The sequence below is a fragment of the Streptomyces sp. NPDC107562 genome (assembly GCF_055657325.1).
Genome location: NZ_JBVKBE010000001.1, coordinates 590,811 through 616,032, shown reverse-complemented (window position 1 = coordinate 616,032; position 25,222 = coordinate 590,811). Strand labels below are relative to the sequence as shown.

18 protein-coding genes are annotated in these 25,222 nt (G+C 71.8%); 8 read left to right on the top strand and 10 right to left on the bottom strand.

All coding sequences use genetic code 11. The features are described from left to right. Positions 1–38: 38 nt before the first annotated feature. The 4 genes from ACZ7LV_RS02790 to ACZ7LV_RS02775 all read right to left on the bottom strand — a co-directional run bounded on the left by ACZ7LV_RS02790 (position 39) and on the right by ACZ7LV_RS02775 (position 4,856). On the bottom strand, positions 39–776 hold the full coding sequence (locus ACZ7LV_RS02790; protein WP_471935010.1) for a GNAT family N-acetyltransferase: 738 nt from the start codon (positions 774–776) through the stop codon (positions 39–41). Between the two features lie 125 nt (positions 777–901). Continuing rightward, on the bottom strand, positions 902–1,516 hold the full coding sequence (locus ACZ7LV_RS02785; RefSeq protein WP_471935009.1) for a dihydrofolate reductase family protein: 615 nt from the start codon (positions 1,514–1,516) through the stop codon (positions 902–904). Positions 1,517–1,674: 158 nt separating this feature from the next. Next, on the bottom strand, positions 1,675–3,813 hold the full coding sequence (locus ACZ7LV_RS02780) for a CASTOR/POLLUX-related putative ion channel (RefSeq protein WP_471935008.1): 2,139 nt from the start codon (positions 3,811–3,813) through the stop codon (positions 1,675–1,677). A 242-nt stretch (positions 3,814–4,055) separates the two neighbouring features. After that, positions 4,056–4,856, bottom strand: a complete 801-nt coding sequence (locus tag ACZ7LV_RS02775) for a DUF427 domain-containing protein (RefSeq protein WP_471935007.1) — start codon at positions 4,854–4,856, stop codon at positions 4,056–4,058. 255 nt (positions 4,857–5,111) lie between these two features. Between ACZ7LV_RS02775 and ACZ7LV_RS02770 the strand changes: the two genes are divergently transcribed. The 4 genes from ACZ7LV_RS02770 to ACZ7LV_RS02755 all read left to right on the top strand — a co-directional run bounded on the left by ACZ7LV_RS02770 (position 5,112) and on the right by ACZ7LV_RS02755 (position 13,915). Next, positions 5,112–5,675, top strand: a complete 564-nt coding sequence (locus ACZ7LV_RS02770; RefSeq protein WP_471935006.1) for a YceI family protein — start codon at positions 5,112–5,114, stop codon at positions 5,673–5,675. 687 nt (positions 5,676–6,362) lie between these two features. Further along, the gene (locus tag ACZ7LV_RS02765; RefSeq protein WP_471935004.1) at positions 6,363–10,451 is read left to right on the top strand and encodes a discoidin domain-containing protein; all 4,089 of its coding nucleotides are present in this window, start codon (positions 6,363–6,365) and stop codon (positions 10,449–10,451) included. 181 nt (positions 10,452–10,632) lie between these two features. Continuing rightward, complete coding sequence (locus ACZ7LV_RS02760) at positions 10,633–11,325, top strand: acetate uptake transporter (protein ID WP_471935002.1); 693 nt, start codon at positions 10,633–10,635, stop codon at positions 11,323–11,325. A 655-nt stretch (positions 11,326–11,980) separates the two neighbouring features. Further along, a complete protein-coding gene (locus tag ACZ7LV_RS02755; protein WP_471935000.1) occupies positions 11,981–13,915 on the top strand; it encodes an N-acetylmuramoyl-L-alanine amidase in 1,935 nt (644 codons plus the stop codon). A 14-nt stretch (positions 13,916–13,929) separates the two neighbouring features. On the opposite strand, the gene ACZ7LV_RS02750 is transcribed toward ACZ7LV_RS02755, so the two are convergent. After that, the gene (locus tag ACZ7LV_RS02750) at positions 13,930–16,308 is read right to left on the bottom strand and encodes a SpoIIE family protein phosphatase (protein WP_471934999.1); all 2,379 of its coding nucleotides are present in this window, start codon (positions 16,306–16,308) and stop codon (positions 13,930–13,932) included. Positions 16,309–16,512: 204 nt separating this feature from the next. Here ACZ7LV_RS02750 and ACZ7LV_RS02745 point away from each other — a divergent pair, with 204 nt between their 5' ends. Further along, positions 16,513–18,219, top strand: coding sequence for an FAD-dependent oxidoreductase (locus tag ACZ7LV_RS02745; protein WP_471934998.1), 1,707 nt, complete (start codon positions 16,513–16,515; stop codon positions 18,217–18,219). A 256-nt stretch (positions 18,220–18,475) separates the two neighbouring features. Here the strand turns inward: ACZ7LV_RS02745 and ACZ7LV_RS02740 are convergent, their stop codons facing one another. Continuing rightward, a complete protein-coding gene (locus ACZ7LV_RS02740) occupies positions 18,476–19,345 on the bottom strand; it encodes a hypothetical protein (RefSeq protein WP_471934997.1) in 870 nt (289 codons plus the stop codon). 87 nt (positions 19,346–19,432) lie between these two features. Continuing rightward, the gene (locus ACZ7LV_RS02735) at positions 19,433–20,164 is read right to left on the bottom strand and encodes a ferritin-like domain-containing protein (protein WP_471934994.1); all 732 of its coding nucleotides are present in this window, start codon (positions 20,162–20,164) and stop codon (positions 19,433–19,435) included. 190 nt (positions 20,165–20,354) lie between these two features. On the opposite strand from ACZ7LV_RS02735, the gene ACZ7LV_RS02730 reads away from it, so the two are divergent. From ACZ7LV_RS02730 to ACZ7LV_RS02720, 3 genes are all read left to right on the top strand, one after another. Then, the gene (locus tag ACZ7LV_RS02730) at positions 20,355–20,603 is read left to right on the top strand and encodes a hypothetical protein (RefSeq protein ID WP_471934993.1); all 249 of its coding nucleotides are present in this window, start codon (positions 20,355–20,357) and stop codon (positions 20,601–20,603) included. A 190-nt stretch (positions 20,604–20,793) separates the two neighbouring features. Next, a complete protein-coding gene (locus ACZ7LV_RS02725; RefSeq protein ID WP_471934992.1) occupies positions 20,794–21,333 on the top strand; it encodes an EF-hand domain-containing protein in 540 nt (179 codons plus the stop codon). A gap of 40 nt (positions 21,334–21,373) precedes the next feature. Beyond that, positions 21,374–21,955, top strand: coding sequence for a class I SAM-dependent methyltransferase (locus ACZ7LV_RS02720; protein ID WP_471934990.1), 582 nt, complete (start codon positions 21,374–21,376; stop codon positions 21,953–21,955). Between the two features lie 570 nt (positions 21,956–22,525). Here the strand turns inward: ACZ7LV_RS02720 and ACZ7LV_RS02715 are convergent. From ACZ7LV_RS02715 to ACZ7LV_RS02705, 3 genes are all read right to left on the bottom strand, one after another. Next, complete coding sequence (locus ACZ7LV_RS02715; RefSeq protein ID WP_471934989.1) at positions 22,526–24,085, bottom strand: GMC family oxidoreductase; 1,560 nt, start codon at positions 24,083–24,085, stop codon at positions 22,526–22,528. Between the two features lie 23 nt (positions 24,086–24,108). Further along, the gene (locus ACZ7LV_RS02710) at positions 24,109–24,318 is read right to left on the bottom strand and encodes a DUF2180 family protein (protein WP_401667795.1); all 210 of its coding nucleotides are present in this window, start codon (positions 24,316–24,318) and stop codon (positions 24,109–24,111) included. Between the two features lie 264 nt (positions 24,319–24,582). Then, on the bottom strand, positions 24,583–25,197 hold the full coding sequence (locus ACZ7LV_RS02705; RefSeq protein WP_471934987.1) for a TetR/AcrR family transcriptional regulator: 615 nt from the start codon (positions 25,195–25,197) through the stop codon (positions 24,583–24,585). Between the last annotated feature and the right edge of the window lie 25 nt (positions 25,198–25,222).

The window sequence follows — 25,222 nt, the reverse complement described above, 5'->3', positions numbered from 1 at the left end:
CCGGGCGTGGTCACGGGGGCCTCGGCTCGCGCGAGGGGTCAGGCGCTGTCCTGGACCGCGGGGTCCGGGCCTCGGAGCACGGTGACGGTGAACTCCCGCCGGGCGGTGAAGCCGAGGTGCTCGTACAGCTGGATCGCCCGGGAGTTGGTGGACACCACATGGAGGAAGGCCCGGTCCCCGTGCGCGGCGATCTCGGCCACCATCGTCCTCAGCAGGCTGGTGCCCAGGCCCTCGCCCCGGTGCTCGGGTGCCGTGCACACGGCGCTGATCTCCACCCACCCTTCGGCCCGCATCCGCTCGCCGGCCATGCCGATGAGTGCGCCGTCGCGGCGTATCCCCAGATAGGTGCCCATGTCGATGGTGCGGCGGAGGAACGGACCGGGGGCGGTACGACGGGTCAGGTCCAGCATCTCCGGCACGTCGTCCGCGGTGAGGCGCACGGCGCGGTGGTCGCGTACGCCTTCGACCTCCTCGGAGGCGGTCATCTGAAGGATGCCGAAGCGCTCTACGACGTTCCAGTTGTCCGGGACGGTCACCGAGCCGTCGACCAAGGCACTCGTGCCGGACCCCAGCAGGTGGGCCGCATCGGTCCAGTCCCGCTCCGTCGGGTCCTCGGGCAGGCCCATGAAGGACGAGACGTCCTCCAGGTACCGCCGGACACGTCCGCGCCGTCGCGCGAGGTGGGCGTGCCGGGGGCCGGAGAGGGAGGCCAGGACGGGGTTGTCCAGTATGTGCGGGGAATCCGCTCGCTGGGGCTCCGGACGGGCCCGAACCATGGCGGACCTCCTTGTCGGTCGGTGCGGCAGGGCGCTTGACAGTGCGTTGGAAATTCAAACTACCTGATCCGGCGCGCCCCTTCGGCGCCCACCGGACGCCGCCACCGCACGGAACGCCCGGGGCGTCACCGGACGTCGTACCTCACGTGCGTCGCGGTCGACGTCGCGGTCACGCCCCGCTGCACCAGCGTGTGGGGGGCGCGGCCGGTGAACAGGGGCGTCCCCGAGCCCAGCACGACGGGCGCGAGGTGCAGTGTCAGCGCGTCGACCAGCCCCGCGTCCAGCGCCGAGCCGATCGTGGCGCCGCCGCCCATGAGGACCACGTCGAGGTCCTTGCCGCTGTCCGCCGACGCGGCTTCGGCGCGCTCGCGTGCCGCCGTCACGGCGTCAGGCAGACCGGTGGTGACGAACGTCCAGTCGAGGTCGGTGAGCCGCACCGGTTCCGGCGGCGAACTCGTCACGACGACGAAAGCCGGCCGGCCCACCTCGCCGGCACCGTAGCCCGTCGTGTCGTCCCAGCCGTCCGGGCCGTCGACCAGGTCGAAGAGCCGCCGGCCGAGGACCACGGCGCCGGAGCGGGCCGTGGCCTCGCGCAGGACCCGGCGGTCCTCGGGGTCGTCGGAGAACGCCCAGATGTGCAAGGCCTCGCCGCCGGTGCCCAGACCGTTGCCGGGGCCGGGGTCGGGGCCGGTGACGAAGCCGTCGAGGGAGACCGAGATGTCGGCGATGATGCGCGTCATGCGAGGACAGACCCGACCGGCCACCCGAACTCATCGCTCCGGTGCGCGGAGTCCGCAGGTCGCGCTGCCGAGCGGGGCCTGTCAGGGGTACGGGACACCGGCCGACGTGCCGCCCCTTTGACGACCGCCGCCCGCCTCCGCACCCTCGTGGCGTGCCCTCACGACCACGGCTCGGCCCCTTCGTGACCGTCGCCCGCCCCCTCACCCTCGCGGCCCGCCGCCTCCAGACCGTGGCCCGCGCCCCGCTGGTCCCGGGGTGTGGGCGGGCGGCGTTCGGGTGGGGCGGGTCGCTGTGCGCGCTGCACCGGCGTCCTGGTCGGCACGGGCCCGGTGGACTCCCCGCGCATGCCGGGCAGTCCGCACCCGCCGGCCCCGGTGGCGGAGGTCGTGACGGAGCCGGACGTCAGCACCAGGATCTCGTCCTGGGCGCCCCACTCCCGCCGTTGCGACATGCCCGGACACAGGCGCAGGCCGTGCGACGCCGCGCCAGGTGGTGCGGGGACCCGGTATCCGAGGGCGCATTCCCTACGCTCCAGGGCTGCCGCGACGACCGTCGCGAAGGCGGTCTCGGCGCCGGGCCGTACGTAGTCTCCCGCCGGGCGCAGGGCCAGCGCGCCGCCCCGGACGGCGAAGATCTCGTCGAACACCGTCGCCAGCTCCGGGCTGTGGGAGAGCTGCGCCATCAGCAGTGCGGTCAGTTCGCCGCGGACCACCGCGTCGGACGCGGGGCCGAGCGGGGCCAGCGCCCGGCTGCGCGGGTCGCGCAACTCGGCCACCACGGGAAGGGCACGGCCCACTTCCTCCTCCCGCGCCCGGAGCATCAGAAGCGTCAGGAGGGTGCGGTCGTCCGGGCGCTCGGTGCCCGTGCACTCGTCGGGGCCCAGGACGACGACACTGTCGTAGCCGAAGACGTCCAGGCCACGCAGGAACTCGGGGCGGGTGAGGGCGCCCGTGTGATGGTTCACGAGAAGACGTGCGGGGTCGGCCTTGAGCGCCTGCCCCTCCGCCTCGTCTCCCTGCGGGACGGCGCCGGGTACGCGGTCCGGGTCGGTGACGACGTCCACGACGGATCCCGGTGGCGAGGTGGCGCGCAGGATGCCGAGGAGCAGGGGCGCGCGGCGGTTCCAGCCGAGCAGCAGCACCCGCGCCGGGGCGGCCCGCCGGGGTACGGGCGCCGTCACCAGCGCCCCCTCGACAAGGTCCCGGCGATCGGCCGGCGGTTCCGCCCGCTCGTCGGGCGCCACGACCACGAGCCGGTCACCGGTCTCGAGGAGCGTGCCCGGCGCGGGAGTGAGGAGGGGCCGACCGTCCGCCTTCAGGAACCCGACGACGCGGCACGCCTCGAAGCACAGCGCGATGTCAGCGTACGAGCGTCCCGTCAAGTCCGGGACGTCCACGACGTGGAACTCGGCCCCGGCGAAGTCGAGGAGGTCCCGCAGCGCCGCGGAGAGCCCTGGGCGCCGTGCCGACTGCGCCAGGAGCCGCGCGGTGGTGACGTCCGTCTCCAGCACTGTGCCCCGTGGCCCGGCCGCCAGCCGCGCGGCCGGCAGGAACCGGTCGTCGCGCACCGCGGCGACCACCGGCGGCCCCGGCCGCGCCCCGAGCAGCGCGCGCAGGGCCATCAGGACGCGGACGACCTCGACGTCGGCGCCGTCACCGGCGTCCTCGGACGGCAGCACCAGCACCGAACGGGCCGCGGCGGGTGTGACGAGCGCCAGCGCGCGGGGGTCGGCCGGTGAGCCGGTGCGGCAGACGAGCCGGGTCCTGCCGACGTCCCCGAGAGCTGCGGTGAGGGCCGTCTCCATCTCGGCGCTGTCGTGCTCGGCGAGCACCGCGACCACCCCGCGCCTTCCGCCCGCCGCGGCCGCTGCGAGCGCCGCGGCCGTTTCGGCGACGACCGTGTACACCTGGTCGGACCAGCCGAGCACGACCGCGTGATCCTCCTCCAGCACCGTGGAGCGGCCGCGACGCAACTCCGTGAGCCGGTCGCCGAGGCCGGTGGTGATCACGCCGATCAGTGTCGAGACGCAGAGCAGCGCGACGAGCCCGAGCAGCCCCGCCAACAGCATCCGCAGCGGCGCGCCCGTGACACCGCCGAGCCGCAGGGTCTCGGCGCTGGTGCGCCACACGGCGGTGAGCCGTCCGGCCAGGGTGCGCGGTGCGGCGGGGTCGGTCCACACCAGCAGCGCGCTGACCGGCAGGACGACGGCGAGGCAGCACGCGGCCAGCCAGCCCAGCAACGTGCCCGTGCTGCGTGCCAGAGTCCTGTCGAAGAGATAGCGCGCTCTGTCCCGCAACGAAGCATGCCGCTGCCGCCCCACCACATCCGCCCCCCGCTGTCACCCTCGTGCCGGTCCCGGGGATGCTCGCACCCCGATCCCCCCGCTCGCTCTCGTCAACGAAGCGTGCGGGCGACCTGCCCGCGACACGCCGCGCCACCGGCACATTCACCCTTTCGGACACACCGGTGACACGAAGGGGCGGCAAGAGACACGAGGAGCGCGCGGCCGCTCCTGGGGTGTTCGGTGGTGTCGTGCGGTCACCGTCCGCGACGGCTCGCCGCCGTCGACGGGGGTTCGGTGGAGCGCGGCAGCGGCACACCGTCCACGTGCAGGTCGACATGCTCGTTGTAGAAGGCGATCAGGCCCGCGATCCGAGGGACCTGCGCCGTCGGGAAATCGTAGGACCAGGCGACGTCCTCGTGGGTGGCGAGCTCGCCGTCGAAGGACCAGTAGCCGCTCGTCGTCCCCTTGTAGGGGCAGCTGGTCACCGTCTCCGACGCACGCAGCCGCGTCAGATCGACGTGCAGGGGGTCGAGGTAGTAGCGGGTCGGCAGGCCGGTCTCGAACAGTTTCACGCAGCCCGGCGCGTCCGCCAGCACGACCCCGTCCACCTCCACGCGGACACTGCTGGAGGAACGCAGGGCGTCCACGCGGGAGTACGGGCTCCTCGGGTGCACGAAGACCTGCTCGTCCTCCTCGAACCAGGCGTCCAGCGCGTCCCACTCGAATCGCACCGTACCCCGCACGGACTCCGGGGCGCCGTCCCCCCAGACCCAGGCAGCACCCGCGCGCACCTCGGATCCGACGTGCAGGGAGTGCCGCCGCGCGGGCCCGGCGCCGCGCTCCTCGACGTGGTCGTCGTCGGTGAGCACGCACCCGGCCAGGGCGTCGAGAGGGATGCTGTACTGCGGGTAGGGCGGCCACTCCCATACGTACAGCGCGCGCCGGGTGTCGAGGACGACACGGCCGTCGATCACCCCTCGAACACGCCGCGGTACCGGCTCGACGTGCCCGGCCGGGACGATCAGGCCCGGATGCAGCACGCTTTCCTCAGTCATGGTCGATCACCTCTGTTCATTCCGTTCCCCAGCGCTCGACTGCGTTCCCCCGCCTGGATTCTCCGCCCGTGAGCCCTCCCCCGGCGCGCGAGGTCGCCCATGCCGCCGGAGGGTCGGCCCGGGATTCCACCCGACCGCCTGTCACAACCGAGGTCGCTGCCCTGTCTCTCCTGGTGAAGAGAGTGCAGAAGGATGCTCGACGGCTCAAAGGTTGCAGACATGCTCAAGGACCGACGACGGAACAGGGTGCCCCTGGTGAGCCCGTTCGACGTGCCGAACGGTATCTACCTCATCGACCCGGTGCGCAGTGTGATCGGGTTCTCCGTCCGGCATGCTCTCGTCCTCGACGTCCGCGGGCGCTTCACCTCTTTCGAAGGGATCCTCAAACTCGACGGCACGCACTTTTCCCGTAACGCGGCGTACATGAGCGTCCAGACCGAAAGCCTCGACACCCGCGATCGGGAGAAGAACCGACACCTCAAGGGTCCCGATTTCTTCCACTCGTCGTCGTTCCCGCTGATGACGTTCCAGTCGGAGGGAATCGCCGGTGCCGGTGCCGAAGGTGTCCGCCTCGACGGAGACCTTCGGATAAAGGACGTCGAACTGCCCGTCACCCTCGACCTGGAATTCGGCGGAGCGGCACAGGACGCACGCGGAAGGCACCGGGTCGGGTTCAGGGGCACGGCCACCCTCGGACAGTCCGACCGGGGACTCGTCTGGAGCGCGCCGTCCGAGCCCGGGGGCGCACCCGTGGACGCCGAGATGTCGCTGGCCGTCGACATCTCCGCCGTGCACATCGATCCCGAGAACGGGTCCTGACCTGCCAGGACCTGTCTGAAGACCCAGGCCGCGCCGTCCCAGGAGCGACGGGACGTCCTGGCCTGCTCGCGCCGCACCGTGGGGACGGAGGTCGGCGCGCGCCCCGGCCGGGTGGGGTACCTCTGGAGCGGAGGGTGCCCCGCCCGGCCCGACGGGGCGCCGGCGTGACCGAGATGGATTCGGCCGCGGAAATCCGGAGTTCGCGGAAGGTCGCCTCTGATGTCGCGTGGGAATCTCCGCGACGGCGAGAACCGATTTCCCGGAAAACGCGATCAGAGCTTTCACGGACGCCGCGAGAACCGTCATGCGATCCGTCGTTCTCCCCGAAGCGCTTCGAAACCGTGGGGACCGATGGAACGTTGACGCCCCCGCGACGCCCCCACGCATTTTTTCGGCAAGCACCCGCCCCCGATCCCCGTCCCCCCGCCGCCCCGACGTTCTGGTTGCCGACCTGCCACCGTGGTGCCGGGCGGTACCTGCTCCGCGCTCGGCACGCCGGAGCGCGGCAGGGCCGGAACCGTCTCGCCGGTCACCTGACCACCAACAGCAACTTCAGCCAGGCCCTTGACACGGAGGCGTCGCCCGCCAGAACCTTTGGCAACGTTGTCATGCCGTTGGGGGCAGGAGCGCGGGGGGCAGGTCCGGTCGCGCTGCCGGCGGTTCTTTTTTCGATGGGACTTCAAGTTCATGACAGATCAGTCGGGTACGCCGCGTCACCCTTCGCGGCGGTCCATCGTCACCACGGGGTCCGCTCTGCTGGCCTGGCTGGGCCCAGGAGCCGCGTTCACCACCACACCCGCCGCGGCGACCGGCACCGCCGCACCGGGCGCACCGGCGGCACCCGCCGAACTCGCCCTGTACCGCCCGGTGTCCGCGTCCTCGACGGCCTACGCCCCCACTCCGGCCTCCTTCGTGGTGGACCGGCTCAGCAGTCGCGGCGTCCGCGGCAGCGGCTGGCGGGCCGAGGACGGCGACCCGCAGTGGATCGCGGTCGACCTCCAGGCCGTGTGCGAGGTCGACCGGATACGCCTCACCTTCGAGGCGGACGCCTCCGACCCCGTGTTCACCCCGCCCACCAGCGGAAACCCGCACAGCGGCACCACCGGCAAGGAGATCCAGTCCGCCTACGCGCTGCACTTCGTGCTGGAGACCTCGCTGGACCGCGAGTCATGGACGAGCGTGTACCGCACCACCGCGGGCACCGGTGGCGAGGTGGACGTCCAGCTTCCGCGCCGGGTGTCGGCACGCTGGGTCCGGATGACCTCGCTCAAGCGCTCCAGCCCCCTGCCGCTGGGCCTCAACGGCTTCGAGGTCTACGGCGTCGCCCAGGGCAGGCGCCCCTCGGTGACGGGCTGGACCGAGTGGGGTACCCAGCACGGGAAGGCACCCCGGCTGACGGTGTCCGACGACGGCACGGTCCCGGTGGAGTCGGGCTGGCGGCTCACCCTCGACGACTGGGCCGGTAAGGACGGGGCCGGGCTGTCCGAGCCGTCCGTCGACACGAGCGGCTGGCTGCCCGCGACCGTGCCGGGCACGGTCCTCGGCTCGCTCGTGGAACAGGGCAAACTGCCCGATCCCGTGACGGGGCTCAACAACCTGCACATCCCTGAGACGCTGTCACGTCATTCCTGGTGGTACAAGCGGGACTTCGAGCTGCCGCGGGGCCTGCGCTCCGGAGTCGGCCGCCGCGTGTGGCTGGAGTTCGACGGTGTCAACCACCAGGCGGACGTATGGCTCAACGGCCGCCGTGTCGGTGACCTCACCTATCCCTTCGCCCGCGCCGCCTACGACGTGACCGGGCTGATCACCCGGCACGGCACCAACGCGCTCGCGGTGAAGATCTCGCCGATGCCCGTGCCCGGCAGCCCTGGTGACAAGGGTCCGCTGGGTGAGGCCTGGGTGGACGCGGGCGCCCCGCAGATGAACCTCAACTCCCCGACGTATCTGGCCTCCTCCGGCTGGGACTGGATGCCGGCCGTCCGCGACCGCGCGGCGGGCATCTGGAACCACGTCCGGCTGCGGTCCACGGGGCATGTCGTCATCGGCGACCCCCGGGTCGACACCCTGCTGCCCGACCTGCCCGACGTGTCGGTCGCCGAGCTGACGGTGGTCGTACCCGTCCGCAACGCCGACTCCACCGACCACCGGGCCACGGTCACCGCCGTGTTCGGCGAGGTGCGCGTGTCGCGGGTCGTCACGGTCCCCGCCGGCCAGAGCCTCGACGTCGTCTTCGCTCCCGACGCCTTCCGGCAGCTGCGGGTGCGCGACCCCAAGCTGTGGTGGCCCAACGGCCTGGGCGAGCCCGACCTGCACGACCTGACACTCACCGTCGCGCTCGGCGGACAGGAGAGCGACCGCCGCACCACCCGCTTCGGCATCCGGCAGTTCGGCTACGAGTACGACGTGCCGCTGCCGTTCGCCGCGTCCGAGAACTCGTACACGCAGTCCGTGACCTTCGCGCGCCGGCAGGCGCGGCACGTGCGTGTCAGGTGCCTGACCCGCGCCACCTCCTGGGGCAGTTCCCTGTGGGGTCTGTCGGTGCTCGACAGCTCCCGGCCCGGCACCGACCTCGCCCTGCACGCCGCGGCCGACGCCTCCAGCACCGACGAGGACGGCCACGGGCCGACCAACGTCACCGACGGCGACCCGGGCACCCGATGGGCCTCCGCCTTCGAGGACGACCAGTGGATCAGCGTCGACCTGGGGTCCCCGCAGTCCTTCGACCGGGTCGACCTCGCGTGGGAGCGGGCCTACGCGAAGTCGTTCGTGGTGCAGGTGTCCGCCGACGGCTCCGAGTGGAGCGATGTGGCGGCCGTCGACAACGGCGCGGTGCCGCTGCCGTTCAACAACGGCAACGCCAGCCTCCAGGTCGAGGACTTCGACCGGCGCCGGGCCCGCTACGTCCGTCTCAGTTGCGGGCTGCGCAACACCAGTTGGGGCAACTCGCTGTGGTCCCTGGCGGTCGTCGACCGCTCCGACCCCGGCACCGACCTCGCCCTGCACCGGACGGCCACGGCGTCCACCCAGGAGTCCGACCACCCCGCCACCCACGCCACGGACGGCGACCCCGGCACCCGGTGGTCCTCGCAGTACGAGGACCACCAGTGGATCCAGGTGGACCTGGGAGCCGTGCACGACGTCGACCGGGTGGCGATCGTCTGGGAGGCCGCCTACCCGAAGACCTATGTGATCCAGGTGTCCGAGGACGGCGACACGTGGACGGACGTCAAGTCGGTCTCCAACACCCCCGACCCGCTGAAGATCAGTGTGAACGGCGTGCGGGTGCTGGCCCGGGGCGGCAACTGGGGCTGGGACGAACTGCTGCGCAGGATGCCGCCCGAGCGCATGGACGCGGCGGTGCGGATGCACCGCGACATGAACTTCACCATGATCCGCAACTGGGTCGGCAGCAGCGACCGGGAGGAGTTCTTCGCGGCCTGCGACCGGCACGGCATCCTGGTGTGGAACGACTTCCCCAACGCGTGGGCCATGGACCCGCCGGACCGTGCGGCCTTCAACTCCCTCGCGCGCGACACCGTACTGCGCTACCGGATCCACCCGTGCGTGGCGGTCTGGTGCGGAGCGAACGAGGGCAACCCCCCGGCCGAGATCGACAAGGGGATGCGCGAGGCCGTCGAGGACCAGGTTCCGGGCCTGCTCTACCAGAACAACTCGGCCGGCGGGATCGTCACCGGCGGCGGCCCCTACGGCTGGGTGGAGCCCGAGAAGTACTTCGACCCGATGACCTACGGCAGCAAGGACTTCGGTTTCCACACCGAGATCGGTATGCCGGTCGTCTCCACGGCGGCCAGCATGCGCAACCTGGTGGGAGACGAGCCGGAGTGGCCCATTCGCGGGGCGTGGTACTACCACGACTGGAGCGAACGCGGGAACCAGGCGCCGCGCAACTACCAGGCCGCCGTGGAGAGCCGCCTCGGCGAGGTCGAGGACCTCGACGACTTCGCCCGCAAGGCCCAGTTCGTCAACTACGAGAACACGCGGGCCATGTTCGAGGCGTGGAACGCGAACCTCTGGGACAACGCGACCGGCCTGATGCTGTGGATGTCCCACCCGGCCTGGCACAGCACCGTATGGCAGACCTATGACTACGACTTCGACGTCAACGGCACCTACTACGGGGCCCGTTCGGCCTGCGAGCCGCTCCATGTCCAGGCCGATCCGCTGGACTGGCAGGTCATCGCCGTCAACCACACCGCGGCGGATCTGCGCGGCGCCACCGTCAGCGCGCACCTGTACGACCTGTCCGGCCGGGAGCTCGGCAGGAGCCGCACCGCACGGGTGGACGTGGCACGGGCCACCACGACCGGCGCCTTCCGGGCCGGCTGGACCGACGACCTGCCCGACCTGCACCTCATGCGTCTGACGCTGCGGGACGCGAAGGGCAGGGAGCTGTCCCGCAACACCTACTGGCGCTACCGGGAACCGGCGGCGATGCGTGCCCTGAACGAGGTACGTCAGGTGAAGGTGTCCGGAGCGATCACGCGGGTGTCCCGGTCGGGGAGCCGGCATGAGCTGACGGCGACCGTGCGCAACCAGGGGTCGGCCGTGGCGGCCATGGTGCGGCTGTCCCTGCTGGACGACGAGCGGGACGGGGGCCGGGTGCTGCCGACGCTGTACAGCGACAACTACCTGTGGCTGCTGCCCGGCGAGTCGAGGACCGTGCAGCTTTCCTGGCCGTCCCGGGCACTGGACTCGCGGCGTCCGGCGCTGCGGGTGGAGGCCTACAACAGCAGGGCCGTCACGCTGCACGCGTGACGCCTCGCCCCGGTTCCGGCGGATCAGGCCGGAGCCGGGGCGTTCCCCCGGCCCTCCCGGTTGCCGGTGGCACCGCGCGGACGCATGCTCGATGTCGAGGGCGGTGTCTTTTGCGCCTCACGCGGAGCGACGCCGTGGCTCGGATCTGTCCGACAGGCAGGACACACGGCGGGAGGCTGTCATGCCTGGGCCCACCCGTCCCGCACCGACGCCGGATGCCGCCCCGTTGGGTCTGGCCGGATTCGGGACCACCACGTTCATGCTGAGCTTCTTCTACGTCGGGGTCGACCCTTCGCTGACTCCGGCGATATTCCCGGTCGCGCTCTTCTTCGGCGGCGTGATCCAGCTCATCGCCGGCCTGGTCGAGTTCCGGCAGGGCAGCACGTTCGGTGCCACGGCATTCAGTTCGTACGGTGCCTTCTGGATCGCCTTCGCGGTATACGGAATGGCCGTCCTTCCGGACCTGCCGCCCGACCAGATCCACATAGCGAACGGTCTGTTCAATCTGCCGTGGGCCGTCCTCACCTTCTACTTGACGATCGCCACGCTCCGCATCACGGGTGTACTGCTGGCGGCCTTCACGAGCGCGACCATCACCTTCACGTTGTTCACCGCCGCGAACTTCGCGCAGTCCGAGGGACTCTTCCAGGTCGCCGGCGGTTTCGGCTTCGTCACCGCCGCGATCGCCTGGTACGCGTCGTTCGCCGGCCTGATCAACGGCACCTGGGGCCGGCATCTCGTCCCCGTCTTTCCCGACCCCGGCAAGCGGCTGGCCCACCTGGCGCACCACAAGAGCAGGCCCGGCTCCGTCACCACCTCCGCGGGCGAGCGCGAACTGCGGTCCGAGGACACCTCCTGGGGACAACAGCCCTGACCGCCAACCGCACGCCGCGTTCACGCACCTCACGTACAAGAGGGCGGGGTGGGCACTGGGCGCCCTGCGGATGCGGGCGTCCCCGCACGCGGGGCACCGTCCGAGGTGATCGTCGCCCGCTCGCGGCTCCGGTCGAGGCGCGTCGTGCTCCCGGTTCACGCGCTCTCCATACGCCCTGCTCAGCATCGGGGTGGCCGTCCTCCCTGCCTTGATCGGTTCCGGGCTCAGGCGGACATATGCGCCGGCGGGGTCACCACCGCCTTTGCGCCCTTGAACTGGCGCCCGTGTCCCATGGTCCGGCAGGCAGATCCCCTGTCCGCCGCGCTCGCCACGGTCGAGCACGGCGAATCGAGTCCCGCACCGATGCGCAGGGTTGTGCGGATTCGGTGTCGGTGACGTGGAGAATTGAATTCCCGCGCCACGATCGAACGGGATCGAACGGAAATGCCAATTCGGTCGAGACTCGATCGTTGTACATTCAACTTGCCTCGTTCGAAGGCGTGCGGGTAGTTTGCTGAGCGCTGCCCCGACCTGCCAACTCGTGCTTCACGAAGCAGGATTGCATCTTCCTGCCGCGCAGGTGTCGCCAGCACGAATTCTCGTACCGCCGCCCGCGGCAATGCGTCCGGCAAGTGAAGAAACTCGGGGTTTTTCGATGACGACAGAAACAGCGGCACGGCGCCGGCATGCCCTGCGGCGGCGGCCGGTCGTGCTCGCCGCGGCGGCGCTCGCCCTGGCCGGCGCCGTCGCCGTCCCTCTGGTGGCCCAGGCGTCGGGCGACAACCGCCCGGACGCCGCGGCGTTGCAGAGGGACTTCGCCGACGCGGCGCAGGAGTTCGAGGTGCCCGAGGCGCTGCTGCTGGCGCTGGCCTACCAGGAGTCCGCTTGGGACGCGCCTGCCGGGGAGCACAGCACCGCCGGTGGCTACGGGCCTCTCCATCTCACGGACGTCACACCGGAGATGCTGAGCGGCGGCGACGCGGGCATGGCGGGGCGCGCGGACGCCGCCGAGGCGGCCGCCGACCCCGCGCTGCACACCCTGCGGGCCGCCGCACGGCTGACGGGGCTGCCGCAGGAGCGGTTGCGCACCGACGCGGCGGCCAACATCCGTGGAGGCGCGGCGCTGCTGGCGTCGTACCAGAGGGAACTCACCGGCGGAACGTCCCCGGATCCGGGCGACTGGTACGGGGCGGTCGCACGCTACAGCCAGGCCGACCGCACCCAGGGCGCGCGGGCGTTCGCCGACCGGGTCTTCGCCACGCTGAGGAAGGGTGCCGCGCGCACCACCTCCGCCGGACAGCGGGTGGCGCTGGCCGGTGACCCCGAGGTCGCCCCGGCCACCGGGCAGGTGTCCGAGCTGCGCCTGGCGCGGACCGAGACGGCCGACACCGAGTGCCCGGCCACGGTGGACTGCACCTTCGTGCCGGCCGCCGCCGCCAACGGGCAGGTCTCCGACCGCCCGGCCAACGGCATCCGGCTCGACTCGATCGTCATCCACGACACCGAGTCGTCGTACGAGTCTGCCATCACCACCTTCCAGACCCCGGGCGGCAGTTCCGCGCACTACGTCGTGCGCTCCTCGGACGGCGCGGTCACGCAGATGGTGCCCACCAAGGACCTGGCGTTCCACGCGGGCAACTACTCCACGAACATGCACTCCCTCGGCATCGAGAACGAGGGCTTCGCGGCCCACGGGGCCACCTGGTACACGCAGGCGCAGTACGAGGCGAACGCGGAGCTGGTGAAGTACCTGGCCGCGCGGTTCGACATACCGCTCGACCGGCAGCACATCCTGGGGCACGACACTTACGCGGGCCCGACGTCGGCGACCGTCTCGGGCATGCACTGGGACCCGGGACCGTCGTGGGACTGGGAGCGTTTCATGGCCCTGATCGGCGCCCCCGTCACCGGCAGGCACGGGATCGGCGGCGTCGGCAGTGTGGTCACGATCGCTCCCGGTTTCGACGACAACCGGCAGACCGTCGAGGTCTGCCCCTCCGACGACCCCACCGGCGCCACCACCGCCTGCACCGACGTGACGCAGGCGTCGAACTTCCTGTACGTGCGCACCGCGCCCAGCAGCAGCGCGCCGCTCTTCGGGGACCAGGCCATCCACCCCGGTGCCGCCGGCACCGACCGCGTCAACGACTGGGGCAGCACCGTCCAGGCCGGCCAGCAGTTCGTGGTCGCAGGCAGGAAGGGCGCGTGGACCGCGATCTGGTACAGCGGCAGCAAGGTCTGGTTCCACAACCCCAAGGGGAGCAACACCGTCCCCACGCGGGGTGACGTGACCGTCGTCGGGAGCGGCGTGGCCACCGAGCCCGTACGGGTCTACGGCTCCAGCTACCCCGACGCGGGCGAGTACCCGGCAGGCCTCTCGCCGTCCACCCAGGCGCCGCTGAGCATGTACACCATTCCCGCGGGTCAGGCCTACGTCGCCACCGCACCCGCAGCGCCCACGGACGACTACTTCAAGTCGAGCGGCACGGTCGTGCTCGGCGCGAAGTCCATGTACACGATCCAGTACAACCACCGCACCGCGCTCGTCTACGCCGACGACGTGGACACCACGGGCCCCGCCAACCCCTGACGCGGGCGCGGCACCTAGGACCCGACGGGCTCGGGAAGGTTCTGCTCGACCCAGACCGTCTTGCCCCCGTCGGCGAACCGCGTGCCCCACCGGTCGGAGAGCTCGGCGGCCAGGAGCAGGCCCCGGCCCCCTTCGTCGGTGGTGCGGGCGTGCCGCAGCCGGGGGGAGGTACTGCTGCCGTCCGTGACCTCGCAGGTCAGGGCGTGGTCACGGATCAGGCGCAGGGTCACGGGCGGCTTGGCGTACCGAATGGCATTGGTGACGAGTTCGCTGGCGATCAGTTCCGTGGTGAACGTCGCCTCGTCCATCCCCCACGTCGTGAGCTGTCCGGCGACGAGCGACCGGGCCGTGGCGACCACGGACGTCTCGCTCGGCAGATCCCATGACGCCACCCGTGCCGGACCGAGCAGGTGCGTGCGCGCGACCTGGACGACGGCGTCCTCGCGCGGGCGTGCCGGGACCAGGGCGTCGGTCAGCATCGCGCACGCCTGGCGTACGGGTCCGCAGAAGCCGTCCAGGAGGGCCGCGACCCGCTCGCCTGCCTGCTCCCGCGGCCACCCCTGGCACAGACCCTGGGTGAACAGGGCCAGCGTCGAGTTCTCCGGAAGGTCCAGGTCGACGTTCTCGAAGGGGCCGCCGGAGCAGCCCAGCGCGGCACCGGCGGGACGGTCGTGGACGGCGACGGTCCCGTCCGCGTGCAGGACGACCGGCCAGGGGTGACCGGCGCTGGACGCCGAGCAACGCCCCGACACGGGGTCGTAGACGAGGTAGAGGCAGGTCGCGCCGGTCTCGTTCCCGCCGTCGGGCCGCACCGGGTGCTCCGCCGCCCGGCCCCGCTCCGTGCCGGGGCCCTCATCGGTGCTGAGCCGACGGGCGAGGTCGTCGAGGCGGGCGAGAAGTTCGTCGGGTTCCAGGTCGAGGTCCGACAGCGTGTGCACCGCGGCGCGCAGCCGCCCCGCCGCCGCGGCCGTCTTCAGGCCTCTGCCCGGCGCGCGCCCGGCGACCATGGCCACGCGCGCGCCGGAGAGGGGCACGACGTCGACCCAGTCACCGCCGGAGCCCGCCTGCACGTACCGGTGCGCGACGTCCAGCGTGTGCGCGGGCGGCATGCGGTCCGGGCGGAGCGCGTGCTGCAGGGCGGCGAGCGCGTTGCGTTCCCGTAGATATCTGCGCGTGTTGTCGAGGCAGGCGGCGGTGCGCAGGGCGAGTTCCGCGGCCAGGGTCAGATCGTCCGGTTCGAACGGCCGGCGCTCGCCGCCGCGGCCGAACAGGGCGAGACCGAGGGCCCGGTTCTGGGTGACCAGCGGGACGAGCATCATCGAGCGGACCTCGTTCTGGCCGGCCGGCAGTGCGGTCACGGCCTCGCGTCCGACCGGGCCGAGCGGATCGAGGATGCGGGGTTCGAGATCGGTGAGGACGTCGGCGGCGACGTCGATCGCCGGAAGCGCGGCTCCGGGGGCGGGGTCGGCCCGCGTGCGCACCGGCTCGTCGCGGAACCTTGACGCCGCGCGACGCAGCACCGTGTCCGGTCGCACGGGGCCGGGGTCGAGCTCCTCCCCCGCCAGCACCGGCTCCAGCACCTCGACCGCGATGCAGTCGGCCAACCCCGGTACGGACACCTCGGCCAGGCCGTGCGCGGTGTCGCGCACGTCGAGGGTGGCGCCGATCCGCGTGCCGGCCAGGGCCAGCACGTTGAGTCGGTCCCGGGCCAGTTGGCGGTCGGTCACGTCGACGGTGGCGTCGGCGACGCCGAGCAGTTCGCCCTGCTTGCTCACCAGGGGGAAGACGGAGGCCGAGTAGACGTGCTCATGGTCGGGGTCCCCCGGCGGGCGCAGCCGCTTCTCCACCCCGACCTCCGGCCGGCGGGTGGCGAGCACCCGTTGCATCACGCGCTCCATCATGTCCACCGCCGCGCTGGGCCACGCCTCGCTGGGGCGCTTGCCCACGGCCTCGGCGAGCTCCGTGTCCTCCATGCCCTCCGCCGCGGGGTTGAAGCGGATGATCCGCAGGTCGGTGTCCAGGAGGTACAGACCGACGGGCGAGACGGTGAAGAGTGTCTCCAGGAGGGCGTCGTCCAGTTCCGCGACCGAATGATCTCCGTCCACGGGTCGCGCCGGGATCGCCGGTGTCGCGGGGGCGAGCGTCACCTCCCACCGCGGCTCCGTGTCACTGAAGTGTGCGGGGCGGACCTCCACTCGTGCGGGCCCGAAGTCGCCGAGCAGGTCCACCACCGGGCACCCCATCGCCCCTGCGGCGGGCCGGCCCAGCAACCGTTCGGCGCCAGGGCTCCACCCGACGACCAGCCCTGCGCGGTCCAGGAGGAGGCGGGCACGGTCCTCCGCCCGGGCCTCCTGGGCGTCGCCACCGCGCCCGGTGGCATGAGGTGCACCCATGGTCTGCAGCTTTCCCTCGCCTCAGAACTCGGTACGCCCCCAGTCTCCTCCGGGACGACGAACGACGACATCGGAGCCCGCGTCCTCGCCGGGTGGCCCCTGTCGTGCCGGCCGCCCGCTCCGCTCCGGATGCGTGGCCGCGGCGGACGCAGGACGCTGAAGAGGGAAGCGCGGGGTGGCTGGAACGACCCGTGAGGCAGCGCCATGAACTACCTCCAGCACCAGGGCATCGCGAATGCCCAGGACGAAAGCGAGAGCATCTTCCCGTACCTTGCCGACGATCATGTGGACTGCCTGCGACGTTACGGCGTCCCGGATCGACTGGAGGCCGGGCAGGTGCTGTATCCGCGCGGCGCCCAGGATTTCGACTTCTACCTGGTCCTGGACGGGACGGTCAACGTCTGCCAGCAGGGCAGCCCGGGGGATTCCGACGCGGAGCGGATCATCACCGTCTACGGGGGCGGCCAGTTCACCGGGGAGCTGTCGCTGCTCAACCGGCAGAAATCCCTGGTCGAGGCGGTGGCTGTCGAGAAGACCCGGGTGATACGGCTACGACCGGCGCAGTTGCGGCGGGTGATCGCGAACGAGCCCGACCTCGCGCGCATCATCCTCAAGGCGTTCATCCTCCGGCGCCTGCGGTACATCCGCCTGGGGCTGGGAACCGTGGTCCTGGCAGGCCCCCGCACCTCCCGGGAGGTCGTGCGTATCCGCACGTTCCTGGAGCGCAACGACTATCCCGTGCACCACATCGACACCGAACTGCCCGAAGCCGGCGGGCTTCTGGACAGCTACGGGGTGAGACCGTCCGCTCGCTGGCCGGTCGTCGTCTGCCGCTCGGGCACCTATCTGGAGAACCCCTCGATCCCGGAGATCGCCCGGTGCCTCGGCATCGTCGAGGTGATCAGCGACCTGCGGACCGTCGACGTGGCGGTGGTCGGAGCCGGGCCGTCCGGACTCGCCGCCGCCGTGTACGCGGCGTCCGAGGGCCTCAGCACGGTGGTGATCGAGGCGACGGCCCCCGGCGGTCAGGCGGGCACGTCCTCGATGATCGAGAACTATCTCGGCTTCCCTCTCGGCATCAGTGGCCACGAACTCGCGGCACGGGCGCAGGTACAGGCGCGCAAATCCGGCGCCCGTATCGCCATACCCCGCGCCGTGCAGCACCTGGACTGCGGCACGTCCCCCTTCACGCTGCACCTGAGCGACGGCGAGGCACTCATGGCGCACACCGTCGTGGTGGCGACCGGCGCCCACTACAGGCGCCTGAGCCTGCCGGAACTCGCCGAGTTCGAGGGGAACGGCGTCCACTACGCCGCGACGGCACTGGAGGGGTCGTTCTGCGCGGGCGAGGACGTCTTCGTGGTCGGCGGAGCGAACTCCGCCGGTCAGGCCGCGGTCTTCCTGTCGCAGTTCGCCCGTCACGTCCACATGCTGGTGCGGGGTCCGGGGCTCGCCGAGTCGATGTCCCAGTACCTCCTCACCCGGATCGAGGCGTCCGCCAAGATCTCGGTCCACCCACGGTCCGAGATCACCGCGCTGGAGGGCACGGGGCATGTGCAGTCGGTGCGCTGGCGCGACGACGCCACCGGCACGGCACGCAGGAACCTCACCTCCAACGTCTTCCTTATGCTCGGAGCCGTTCCCAACACGGCGTGGCTCGACGACTGCCTGGAGACGGACTCCAAAGGGTTCGTGCGTGTGGGCGGCGAGGTGTCGGACACCTCCGGCCACTCGTCGGGGAGTGGTCCGACGGGGATGGAGACCAGCGTCCCCGGCATCTTCGCCGTCGGCGACGTACGGGCGGGCTCGGTGAAGCGCGTGGCTTCCGCGGTGGGAGAGGGATCGATCGTGATCTCCCAGATCCACCGCACGCTCGCGGCCAGGTCGGACGGCGGACGGCCCGGGACGTAGCGGTCCACGGGACACCGGGCCGGCCGGATCGTGGCGCAGAAGTGATCCGGACTGTCGGCAGGCGGCTTCCCGCCGGTCCGACGTCACGTGGAGCCGCCCCGGGCGGACCACGTACGCCGTCCGTCCTCCTCGCCCCTGAGAGAACAGGCACCGGGACGGCACCGTCCTGGCCGTCTCCGGCGCCCCGGTCGCCACGCTGAGCGGCGTCATCGGTCCCCACCTGGAGCCGAGCGACGACACGTGTCGTGGCCTGCGGTCAGGTGCGGTGGCGGAGGGCGAGCGTCCAGGTGTCCACCGTGTACAGGCTGGGCCCGTCGCTCCGCGGCACGGAGACGACCGCGGTGACCCGGTCACCGTCCCGGCGCAGCCCGCGCCGTGTCGGCCCGCCCAAGTCCTCGGGTGCTCCCGCGAGTTCGGCGAGGACGACGCTGTCCAGCCCGCGGCCCACCGCGCGGACCACGGTGCCGTCGAGGACCAGGATCGTACCGTCGCGCAGAACCAGCGGCTCGGGCGGCAGCGGATCCGTCAGGCGGGGGCCGCGTTCGACGACGCCGCCGGGGAGCAGCCGTACGACGCAGCCGTCCGTCGGCCGCCGGCGGTCGGCCTCGACGACGCGCAGACCGGTGCCGACGACGTAGTGGCCGTAGGACCGCCACGCGTCGGTCCGGGTGCCCTCCCGGTCGTACGCCCAGGTGTCGAAGAAGTCGTAGCCCTCCAGCCCGAGCACGAAGCGGCCGCCTCCGAGCGCCGCGCCGCTCTGGCCGCGCAACTCGGCCACGAGCCGCCCGTCCGCGAGGTCGAGGAGCAGCGCGGGGCCGAGGTTGCCCCAGGGCGTGTACTCCAGCGAGTCCGTGGTGACGAGTGCGCGGTCGCCGGACAGGTGGGCGGCGTTGGGGCGGCCGGCGCACCGGTGCGTCCAGCGGGTGCGCCCGGAGGAGTCGACGCAGCTGACCGATCCGACGGCCCCGACGAGGCGCACGTCGTCCCGGCGCCCCAGCGGGTCCTTCGGCCACCAGGCCGGTGCGAGGGGCGACTCGCCCACGGTGCGCCGGTGCTCCAGCACGTCGGCGCTCCATGCGGCGGCGGTGCCGCCCCCGGCTTCCCCGCTCGTCCCCCGACTTGGCATGGGCGTGATCGTAATGCCGCACGGCCGGCCGCACGAGTCCCGGGGCACCGGTCGTCCGACGCGGGTCGCCGGCTGCGCCGCCCGCCCTCAGTCGGCGCTCGCCCAGGCGTCCGGGCGCGGGGCCAGCACGGCGGAGACGACGGCGCGGGACGAGGTGAGGACATCGGCCACGAACCGCAGGCGTCCGACGCCGAGTCGGCGCAGCGCGGGACCGTGGTCGGCGGCGACGACAAGGGAGACCGCGAGCAGCAGGAGCCGCCACAGCGACATCACCGGGCGGCGCGTGGGGCGCGGCAGCTCCGCCACGCAGGCGTGCAGGCGCTCGCAGTGGAACGGGACATGGCGCTGTTCGTCGCCGAGGATCCGCCCCGCGACATCCGAGGTGAGCGGGTCGTCGGTGCCGTCGCGCAGCGCTCGGTAGTAGCGCAGTGCCACCACTTCCGCGATCATCAGCACCAGCAGTTCCATGCGCAGGCCCATCAGACGTCGCAGCTTGACGAAGACCGTGTCGCTCCAGTGACCGCTCAACGTCGGCACACCGCCCGCGGCCAGCAGCCCGGCGAGCAGGCGCGCGTGGTTCTGCTCCTCGGCCACGAAGAGCCGGACCGCCTCGGCGTAGTCGCGGTCGCCGGCCTCGTCCGCCTTGGCGACGAGGTTGTCGCCGTCACCGTCCTCACCGACCTGGAAACGCTGGACGCCGGCCCACACCGCCGGATGCAGGGCCGCTCCTCGCCCCCAGTCCGGGTCGCCCTGTTCCCGTCTGCGCTCGCGCTCGTCCTCGAACCGCCGTGTCCACTTGGCGAAGTCTGCGGTACGCACCCGGTGTCCCCTCTCCGGGGCACGGCGGCCGCCATACCCCGGAGAGGGACGACGCCGCTGGATGTCGAACCGTTCCACTGCGACGTTACGGTGACTTCGCCGTCGCGGGGCGGCTACGTTCCGGCACGACCATGGAGGGGCACGACTCGACGATTTTGGGGGAGAGATGAAACGGCACTACAGACTTGGCGTGGCGGCGGGCACCGGCGCGGCGGCGCTGCTGCTGCTCTCCGGATGCGCCGCCCCGACCGACTACAGCGAGATCGTCACGTTCACCGACGAGCACGGCCGGGCATGCACCGCTGCGGTGGTGGTCGACCAGGAGCAGAACCAGGGCGACGACTACGAGGTCGCCAGCCTGGACTGCGAATATCCCCCGGAGGGGCGCACACCCGGACCCACCCGGTACTCACCCATGCCGGAGCGGAACGCGAAGTGACCCAGGCGGCCCCGGCCGCCGCCTCCTGGAACTCATGGCATTGCTTTTCGTCGCGGCAAACCGGCGCTCGGTGCGTTCGGGCGAAGAGGTGCGCCGGTGTGTGAGCCGGCGTGCCTCCGGGCGCCGTTCGTCGCGTGGTCCGCGCGGACAGGCTGTTCTCGGCGCGACGAGAACAGAGAGAGGTGCGCTTGTGGCCACCGAGTTCCAACGCAGCAAAGTCCAGGCGATGTTCGACGCCTTCGACGCGGACGGCAACGGCTACCTGGAGGAGAGCGATTTCCGGGCCCTCGCCGCCCGCTGGCGTGGACTGCCCGCGGTGCGGTCGGACGGCGACCTGGCCGAGCGGGTCGAGAGCGTCATGATGGGGTGGTGGGACAACCTGGCGGCCACCTCGGACACTCCGGAGAACGCCCAGGTCGACATGGACAAGTTGATGACCGTGGTGGACCGGCTGCCGTCCATGCCCGAGGCCGTCATGGCCACCGCCGACACCATCTTCGACGCCGTGGACGAGAACGGCGACGGACACATCTCCCGGAGCGAGCACCGACAGCTCATCGACACGTGGCACGGCCGGAGCATCGACACCGCGGACGTCTTCGACCGTCTCGACGCCGACGGTGACGGCTATCTGGAGCGTGAGCAGTTCGCCGTGCTGTGGACCCAGTTCTGGCTCAGCACCGACCCCGCCGACCCCGGCAACCTGATGTGCGGGCCGCTGCGCGCCTGACCCTGGTGCGTGCGGGAAGCCGACCCTAGGGTCGCTCCCCATGGTCCTCAACTTCAACGATCACTACCATCCGCTGTTGCTGCAACAGGTGCCGGACGGGGCGCGCACGGCGCTGGACGTCGGGTGCGGCACGGGGCGGTTCGCCCGGCTGCTCTCCCGGCAGGGGCTGGTGGTCGACGCGGTCGACCGCGACGCGCATGTCGTCGAGGCGGCACGGGCGGCCGGCGGCGGTCCTCGGTACCGCCGGGCCGACGTGCGTGAGGAGCACGTGCCCGAGTCGCGCTACGACTTCGTCTCCTGCGTCGCCAGCCTCCACCACATGCCGTTCGACACGGTGCTGACCTTGAGCAAGTCCCTGGCTCCGGGGGGCGTGCTGGCGGTGCTCGGCCTGTATCCCGTCAGAACGGTGACCGATTTCGTCTGGGCGTTACCGGCGTTGTCCCTCCTCCAGGCGCATCGGGTGGCGGGCCGGGGCCGATCCGGTCCGTCCGTGCAGGCGCCGATCGTGTGGCCGCCGCCGCTGACGTACGACGAGACGCGCGCCGCGTCCACCCGGCTGCTGCCCGGATCCACCCTGCGCCGGCTGCTGTGGTGGCGGTACCTTCTGGTGCACCGGGCGTGAAGGAGTGCGGGTCGACCTCGCCTTGCACCTGACGGCGTGGGACTCACGTAGGCGAGCCGCTGCCGGGACGGCGAGTAGGCCCACAGGCCCGTGCCGCTGAGACGGCCGATGGCGCTCAGGGTCTCGGCGAAGCGGGTCGACTCGCCGCGGAACTCCACTTCGGTGAGCCGAAGGGTGTGCCGGCCGACGGCCCGGACCTCCACCAGCAGTCTCTCGGCCGAGGGGGCGCGCGCACCCGAAGCGCGCAGGCCGATCACGGCCGGGTACGGCACCGTGAGGGAGGCGACCAGACGCCAGTCGATGTCCGAGGCGGCTTCGCACTCCAGGAAGTCGCTGAACGCGGCACCCTCCACCGCGGCCGCCGAGGCACCCAGGCGGCCCGCCATGGGCGTGTTGCACCAGCGGACGACGCCGCGCTCGTCCAGCTCCAGCGCGGCCCGCTGAGCGATCTCCCCGTGGTGGGGTGGCGTGAGCAGTGCCACGTCGGCTCCGATCCTGCGGCAGTACCGCTTCACGGTCCCGTCGGGCCGACCGGACGTCCGGCAGGCCGACCCGTCCGGTCGGGCATGATCACTCGCCGCCCTGATCGCGGTGGCCGGCGGCCATCAGCTCGGCCGCCCGCTCCGCGATCGCGTAGACGGCCGCGTTGGTGTTCGCGGAGGGGATCAGGGGCATGACGGAGGCGTCCGCCACGCGCAGTCCGGCCACGCCGTGCACGCGCAGATCGGTGTCCACGACGGCGTCGCCGTCACCGCCGATGCGGCAGGTGCCCGCGCTGTGGCTGTACGTCTTCAAGTTGCTGCGCAGACAGGCGCGCAGCTCGTCCTCCCCCGTCAGCGCGGGGCCCGGCAGGACCTCGCGGGAACGCCACTCCCGCAGCGCCTCGGAGTCCCCCACCTCGCGCGCCGCCCGCAGCCCGCTGACCATGACGTCCAGATCCCGGTCGTCGTCGTAGAAGCCGGGGTCGATGAGCGGAGGCGTCCCGGGTGCCGGCCCGGCCAGTCGCACGCTCCCCCGGCTGTGCGGGGTCATCAGCGCGCACAGGATGGTGTACCCCTCCCCGGCCTCGGGTCCCGGCAGGCCTTCGGCGCGCAGGGGCACGTCGACGAGCTGCAGTTGCAGGTCCGGGCCGCCCAGGTGCGGGGCGCTGCGCAGGAAGCCCTGTACCTCAGCGTGGTTGTTCACGCCTGGCGGCACGGCGCGCGCGGACTCGTACACGACGCCGGAGAGGGGGTGCTCCTGGAGATTGGCGCCGACGCCGGGCAGATCCACGGCGACCGTGACACCGGACTCCCGCAGGTGCCGCGCGGGTCCCACGCCGGACAGCAGCAGGATCTGCGGGGAACCGACCGCTCCCGCGCAGAGCACCACGTCCCTGGCCGCGCGGGCGACGACGGTGTCGCCCGCGCGTGCGTACTCCACGCCCTCGCATCGCCCCCGTCGGTCCAGGAGGACCCGGAGCACGAGCGCGTCGGTCACGATGTCCAGACGGGGCCGATCGACGGCGGGCTCCAGGTATCCGCGCACGGCGTCCTGCCGTCTCCCCTCGGCGATGCTCAGGTCACCCCACCCGAAGCCCTCGTCGAGGCCGGCGGTGAGGTCCCGCGCCTCCCGGTGTCCGGCGGCGAGCGCGGATCTCAGGAACGCCTCGGCGACCGGATGCCGTCGCTGTGCGGGGCCGACGCGCAGGGGGCCGTCCGTGCCGCGCACGGCGGGGTCCCGGCCGACGACACCCGTGACGTTCTCGCTGCGCATGAAGTACGGCAGCAGGTCGTCGTATCCCCAGCCCGGCGCGTCGCCCTTGTCCCAGGCGTCGTAGACCGAGCGGTGCCCGCGCAGGAAGTTCATGGCGTTGATGGCCGAGCTGCCTCCGAGCCCGCGTCCACGCGGCCATGGCACCTGCCGGCCCCCGGCCGCCTGCTGCGGCACCGTCGTGTCCGCCCAGTCGGCCTCGGTGCGCTGCAACGTGGGCCAGGCAGGCGGTACGGCGACCGCCCGGGGCTGTTCGCGGCCGCCGGCCTCCAGGAGGCACACACGGACATCGGGATCCTGCGACAGGCGCGCAGCCAGCACACACCCCGCCGTCCCGGCGCCCACGACGAGGTAGTCGTACTCATCCGGCGAAGACATCTGGCACCTCTTCGATCCCTCGGTCAGTGCGCGGTCTCGGCCGCGCGGCAGGTGAGGCAGATGAGCCGGCGCGTCGCGTGCGGGCTGGTGTGCGGGCCCAGGTCGACGGGCCGGCGGATGTCGGTCTCCGTGATGTGGGCGTGCTCGCCGCAGGTGATCAGTCCGCATGCCGTGCAGACGCCGATGCCGCCGATGCTGTCGCGCCCTTCCTGGGCGCAGTCGAAGCAATACATAGCTGATTCCGCAGGTTCCGGTGACTTTGTGAACAGTGGTTCCGGCTGGGGGAATTGGGGAGATCCAGCGTCTCCCGAAGCGACTGACCGCCGGTATGCCTCCCGGCGGCGCGCCGACCGCGCAGCCGACTTTTTCATACTACCCATCTGATGACATACGTCACCAGATGGCTACGGAATCTCGCAGAATGGGACAAAAGCCGTTTACAGGCTGGTAATACAGCGTTCTCCGGGGCTCGTTGCGCCACCGTCCCGCCGCCGCCCTCACTCGGGCGCGCCCCACCCGGCCACGGCCTCGAAGAGCAGGAAGCCCTGGTCCACCAGCTGCTCACCGGACACCCGCAGGGTGCCGTCGACCCAGTTCATCAGCAACTGGCCGACTCCGCCGACGATCGCCACCGACATCGCCGTCGTGTTGAACCGAGGATCCACGTCGCTTTCTCGCAGGAGGGCTTCCACCAGCGCGCTCATCCGTCGCAGCCCTCTTCGTCTCACCTCGGCCGCCAGGGGGCCCGCGCTCAGCGCCTCGACGAACTTCACCCTGCTTCTTCGTGGATCGGCCGTCGTGGTGCCGACGAGGGCCTCGATCATCTCCCTGGCACGCTCGCGAGGTGGGCGCCCGAGCCCCGTCTCGACGCATGCGGCGCATGCCGTCAGCTGCTCTTCCCAGATGTCCCCGACGATCGCCGCCATGACGTCGTCCAGGGACGAGAAGCTCTCCGCGAAGTACCGATCCTGCAGTCCCGCGTGCCGCAGCAGCGCCCGCACCGACGTCCGGGCGTAGCCCTGGGTCGAGAACAGTTCGACCGCGCTCTCGATGAGGCGCTGACGCCGCACGACGATGCGCTGCTCGGCCGTCATGCCCCCATAGACCCTCATGCCACGTCACCCTTCCTGGCGCACG